The sequence below is a fragment of the Martelella sp. genome, from assembly GCF_984369615.1.
This window is the reverse complement of the sequence record NZ_CFHTCS010000294.1, coordinates 1-5,570: the sequence shown is the minus strand read 5'-3', so window position 1 is coordinate 5,570 and position 5,570 is coordinate 1. Positions and strand designations below refer to the sequence as shown.

At 61.7% G+C, this 5,570-nt stretch carries 5 protein-coding genes; all 5 read right to left on the bottom strand.

The window, feature by feature from the left end:
• On the bottom strand, nucleotides 1–437 hold a 437-nt coding region (locus tag AC5DC2_RS18540; protein WP_491699535.1), incomplete at its 3' end, for an adenosylhomocysteinase.
• 156 nt (nucleotides 438–593) lie between these two features.
• A complete protein-coding gene (locus AC5DC2_RS18535) occupies nucleotides 594–1,622 on the bottom strand; it encodes a transferrin-binding protein-like solute binding protein (protein ID WP_491699534.1) in 1,029 nt (342 codons plus the stop codon).
• 139 nt (nucleotides 1,623–1,761) lie between these two features.
• Nucleotides 1,762–3,339, bottom strand: a complete 1,578-nt coding sequence (locus tag AC5DC2_RS18530; RefSeq protein ID WP_491699533.1) for an FGGY family pentulose kinase — start codon at nucleotides 3,337–3,339, stop codon at nucleotides 1,762–1,764.
• Between the two features lie 163 nt (nucleotides 3,340–3,502).
• Nucleotides 3,503–4,984: a mannitol dehydrogenase family protein gene (locus AC5DC2_RS18525; protein WP_491699532.1), complete on the bottom strand. Its 1,482-nt coding sequence runs from the start codon at nucleotides 4,982–4,984 to the stop codon at nucleotides 3,503–3,505.
• A gap of 52 nt (nucleotides 4,985–5,036) precedes the next feature.
• Nucleotides 5,037–5,570, bottom strand: a 534-nt coding sequence (locus AC5DC2_RS18520; protein WP_491699531.1) for an ABC transporter ATP-binding protein, incomplete at its 5' end; no start/stop codon positions are given.

The window sequence follows — 5,570 nt, the reverse complement described above, 5'->3', positions numbered from 1 at the left end:
GCGCGCGCGCCGATCAGGATATACATGGTGGCATCGCCGCCATCATCGAGGATCAGGTTCGACTGGCCACCATCGGTCCACTGGAAAATCCTGTCGGTGTAGGACCAGTATTCCTCGAGGCTCTCGCCCTTCACTGCAAAGACCGGCGTGCCGGTGGCGGCGATCGCGGCTGCGGCATGGTCCTGGGTGGAGAAGATGTTGCAGGAGGCCCAGCGGACATCGGCGCCGAGCGCTTTCAGCGTCTCGATCAGCACGCCGGTCTGGATCGTCATGTGCAGCGAGCCGGAAATGCGCGCGCCCTTCAGCGGCTGGCTTTCGCCAAACTCCTCGCGCGCGGCCATCAGGCCCGGCATTTCGGTTTCCGCGATATCCAGTTCCTTGCGGCCGTAATCGGCCAGCGCGATATCGGCAACGATGAAATTTTCTGTGGCACTCATTGATAACTCCCGAGGCAAAAGGATAGTGCGGCGTCTGGCCCGGTCATGCGGGCAACGCGCATTTTCAGTTTGCATCGTTAGTAACAGCCCCGGAGGAAACTGACAAGAAAGACATAAAGATTTCTTTATGTCTTTCTATCGGCAAAAAGTCTCAGCTCAACGGAACGGGTCATATGTTGGCGGTGGTGGAAAATAGGGCGGCGGCTCGATGACCGGCGGAATGAAGGGAGGCGGAATATCGGGAGGTGTGGCGGGCGGCGTTGTGTTACGCGCCGGGCCATCCCTATCCGCCTTGAAAGCGCCGATGAGATGGTTTCCTTCCAGCGCACCCTGGCCATCGATCACAAAGCTTCCGCCCATTGCCGCCGCTGCATCACCATAAAAGGCGCCTTCGACAGCGGACGTATTCTGATTGATCACGCTTGTGTCGCGAACGTGAATGCGATTTGGACCGTTCGGCGCCCCCCAGTCGGTCTCGGTAAATGCAATCGTACCTCTGTCAGACTGGAATTCGGCCCCGTTTATTGTGCCATCGAAAGACACGGATCTGTATATCTGTTCGGCACCCGGCCCCGCCGGATAGATCGTGCCTGAAAGCGTCGCATCAGAGAAATCGACATCGGCTAAAAAGAGGTCATTGATTGCGGCAGAAGTATCATCGGCGTTAATCGCGAGGCCGGTGTGTTCCCCTCGGTAGTGGGCATCGCCGCTCGTCGGCATGTTGCGGGTAAGCCCCTCGGTTGAACGGAAAGCATAGAATGCGAACTTGTCATCAGCGTCAGCGCGAGCCGCAATGAATGCGGAGATCGGATCACCGTCAAAATCATAGGTGGTCATATAGGCGGTTGCCTGACTGCCTGCCCCGCCACTATCGCTACTGGGTGTAAAGGTCCGCTCTTCGCCGGCATAGGCTCCTTCAGTAATTCGAACCGTCACCGTCCCGTCGTCGTTAGGCGTGACCATGGCACTGGCGTCACTCGACTGCCAGCCGATAGTCTCGCCACTTTCATCGACTACTGCAGAGTACCCAATCGCATTGTGTGCCGGGGCGCCGGGCCCGGCCGGGATATCACCACCGCCGCCAGATCCCACATCAATGCCCCCGCCGCTGCTTCCGCCGCCGCTGCAGCCTGCAAGCGCTGTCAGCGCCACCGCACCCGCCAGCTTGAGATAGGTCTTCGTCATGTCCCCGGCCCCCACAGTCACTATTAACTACCCGTAAACCATGTGTCGCAACCGAGGCGCGTGCGGTCAAGCGGAAAGTGGCGGAAATGTGACCTGAGCCTGACGAAAGGCAAGAGCGGGCGGCAACGGGCAGCACTGCTCACGGGAACACGTTATACCGAGCGAGTTGATCCCGGCAGGCCTGCAGGATTTTGAGGCGGGCATATTGGTGTTGGTAGTAATCACCAAATCCCGGATCGGGTTCGAGGATACTGGCGGCGGCCTGCATCTGTGCTGCGGTCTGGCCAAGGTCCGGATAAAGACCCGAAGCTGCGGCGGCGTTGATGGCGGAGCCCAGCAGCACCACATCTTCCGTCGGCGAGATATGCACGGGAAGCCCGGTCACGTCGGCGTACAGCCTTGAAAGGAGAGGGTTTCTCCGGTGGCCTCCGGCAAGGTGAAGGCCGGAGGCGGGAATGCCGTTCTCGCCCAGATGTTCGAGGATCTGCCTGAGCGAAAGGGCAATGGCGATCGAGGCGCGCCAATAGAGCTTGCAGAGGCCGTCGAAGGATTTGTCGAGGGTGAGGCCGGCGACCATGCCGGTCATGGTCGGATCGGCAAAGGGTGAACGGTTGCCATGGAAATCCGGCAGGATGTCCAGCCCGTCGGCAAAACCGGGGCCGTTCTCGGCAAGCATTTCCGTGATCCGGGCAATCACCTCCTGGTGGCGAGCTTCTGTTGCCTGGCCGCCCTCGGCATGAACTTCGAGCAGATGATTGAGCAAACCTCCGGTTGCGGATTGGCCGGCCTCGAAGGCCCACCGGCCCGGATGGATCGCGGCAAAATAGGGGCCCCACAGGCTTCCGGCAAAGACAGGCTCACGGCCCTGGCCGATCAGGCAGCTCGAGGTTCCGCCGATCAGCGCAAGTTCGCCCGGCGTCTCCGATGCCGGAAGCGCGCCAAGGGCTCCGGCATAGGCATCGACCATGCCGGCGGCAACCGCGACCTTCTCGTCCAGTCCCAACGCCTGCGCCGCTTTGCCGGTCAGCCTGCCGACGGCGGCGCCGGGCGGGCAGGGCGCGTGCGCGGTGCCTGCCTTTTCGGGCAGGTCATCAAGGCCGAATGTTCCGAGAAGCGCGCGCGGCCAGGGCGCGTCACTGTCAGCCCTGTAGAACCATTTTGTAACAAGCGTGGAGACCGAGCGCGCCGGATTGCCGGTGGCGCGATAGCTCAAATAGTCGGCGAGGTCGAAGAAGCCGCCCGCGCGTTGCCAAAGGTCGGGCCGGTTGCGCTTCAGCCACAACAGCTTCGGCACCTGCATTTCCGGCGAGATCGATCCGCCCGAATGCCGCACTGCCGGGTCATCGGTGGCGCTCAGCTCTTCCGCTTCAGCCTCGGCGCGGTGATCGAACCAGGCGAGGGTGTCGAAAACACCGTCGTCATCCTCGGAGATCGGCAACGGATTGCCTGCCGCGTCGCGCAAAACCAGCGAGCAGGTCGCGCCGAAGGCAAGCCCCGCGACCTGCTCCGCGCCGAGGCCCGCTGCAAGACGTGCGGCCCGAACGGCAGTCGCCGTCGTCCGCCAGATATCGTCCGCGCTGTATTCGCCGCGCCGGGCGCCCGGGCGCCGCAGCCGCAGTGGCTCCACCGTGCGGGCGAGCATGATCCCGGTCTTATCGAAAACGCCTGCCCTGACGCTTGCCGTGCCGACATCGACCGCAATCACATGATCGCGCATCCTGCACGCTCCCCACCTGTCCGTATTTTCGCACAAAGTGGACGAGATTATTCGTTTCGTCAAACCTTCCGACAGCGCAGGGCCGCACCCCGCGAAGTCGCGAGCGTGACGAGAAAGAGAGGCGCCGGGCGCCTCGGACCCGTATCGGTTTCAGCCGGATGGCCTATGCCAGGTTGCCGGCAATATAGCGCTTCAGCGTTTCGGCGGTTCCGACGGTCCTCAGGCTTTCAAGCGCCGTCGAAAAGCGCCTGCGGAAGGTTTCATTATCGGCGATCGAACCAAAGATGGCGCGCTCCTGAAGGAAGATCATCGGATCCTGCCTGCTTTCAAGCGCCGCCTTGTGCAGGCGGTCCGCGCTTTCGTCGTTAAAGCGGATTTCCCTGCCGCTGTCGGACGTGCCCTCGAAATAGCGGCACCAGAGCGCCGAGACCAGTGCGAGGCCGACGACGTCCAGCCCCTTCTCGAGCCGGGCGGCGGTCGAGGGAAGGATGAATTTCGGCTGACGGTTCGAGCCGTCGAGCGCCAGCCGTTCGATCGTGTCGCCGATCTTCGGATTGGCGAAGCGGCGGGCGATCAGTTTGTAGTAACCGGTGAGATCGGTATCGGGCACGGGCGGCACGATCGGGATGATCTCGTCCTTTTCCAGCTTTTCGAGAAAGGCGGCGATCAGTTCGTTTTCCATCGCCTCGTGGACGAAGTGGATGTCGAGCAGCTCGCCCGGATAGGCGATTGCCGCATGGCCGCCGTTGAGGATCCTGAGCTTCATCAGTTCGTAAGGGCTGACGTCGTCAACAAAGGTGACGCCGACCTCTTCCAGCGCCGGACGGCCGAGCGGGAAATCGTCCTCCAGCACCCATTGCTTGAAGCCTTCGCAGAAAACCGGCCAATTATCCTCAATGCCGTATTCGTCGCGCGTGATGTCGCGCTCGCGCTTGCCGGTCGCCGGCGTGATCCGGTCGACCATGGCATTGGGAAAGGCGACATTCTCGCGGATCCATCCAGCGAAAGCGGGATCGGAGAGTTCGGCAAGGCCGGAAACTGTGGCTTTCGTCACCGCGCCGTTATGGGGGATGTTGTCGCAGCACATCACGGTAAACGGCGGAACACCTTCCGCGCGGCGCTTTTTGAGACCGGCGATGATCAGGCCGAAAGCCGTCTTCGGCGCATCCGGATTTTTACCATCGGCGACGATTGTCGGATGGGCCGGGTCGAACTTGCCGGTTGCCGGATCGATGAAATAGCCGCCCTCCGTCACCGTCAGCGAGACGATGCGGATTGCCGGATCGGCGAGCCTTTCGATCATCCCCGCATAATCCGGCGGCGCGATCATGTCGATCATCGCGCCGGTGATGGTTGCAGCACTTGCATCGGCCTCCTGATCAATCACCGTCGTCAGAAAATCCTGGCCGGCAAGAACCTCGCGCATTTTCGTGTCGGAAGGCATGACGCCGGCCCCGACAATCGCCCAGTCGAGATCCCGGCCCTTGTTGAAGAGCTCATGCAGATAGACCGCCTGATGCGCCCGGTGAAAATTGCCGACGCCGAAATGGAAAATGCCGGCGGAAAGGGCGCTGCGGTCATAGGCCGGAATGGCCGTCCTGTCCGCGTGCTGGTCAAGGCTTTCGAGATTGAGGGGCTTTGTCATGTTTCAGTTCCGCTATTGGCATTTCGGTATTCGATCGGAAGCGGGACGGTTGCTACCGTGCCGCCAGACCGTTTGCGTCGAACCGGTAGAGCCGTTCCGGGTCGGGCGAGATGAAGACGGTATCGCCATGGCGGACCGGAAACTCGCCGTCCGTGCGGGTAGTGATATGGCCGAGCTCCGGCACATCCACATGCAGGAAGGTGTCGGAGCCCAGATGTTCGGAAACCGCGACCTTGCCTTTCCATCGGCCGCTTTCGGTGGACAAGGCGACATGTTCGGGCCTTATACCGATCGTGTGGGCGCCGAATTCCTCTGCCGTTTTGCCGTCGATGAAATTCATCTTCGGCGAGCCGATAAAGCCTGCGACGAACAGGTTGGCGGGGCTGCGGTAGAGTTCCAGCGGCGAGCCGACCTGCTCGATATTGCCGGCGCGCAGGACCACGATCTTGTCGGCCATGGTCATGGCCTCCACCTGGTCATGGGTCACATAGATGGACGTCGCGCCAAGCTGCTGGTGCAGCTCGGATATCTCAAGGCGCATATTGACCCGGAGCGCCGCATCGAGGTTCGACAGCGGCTCGTCGAA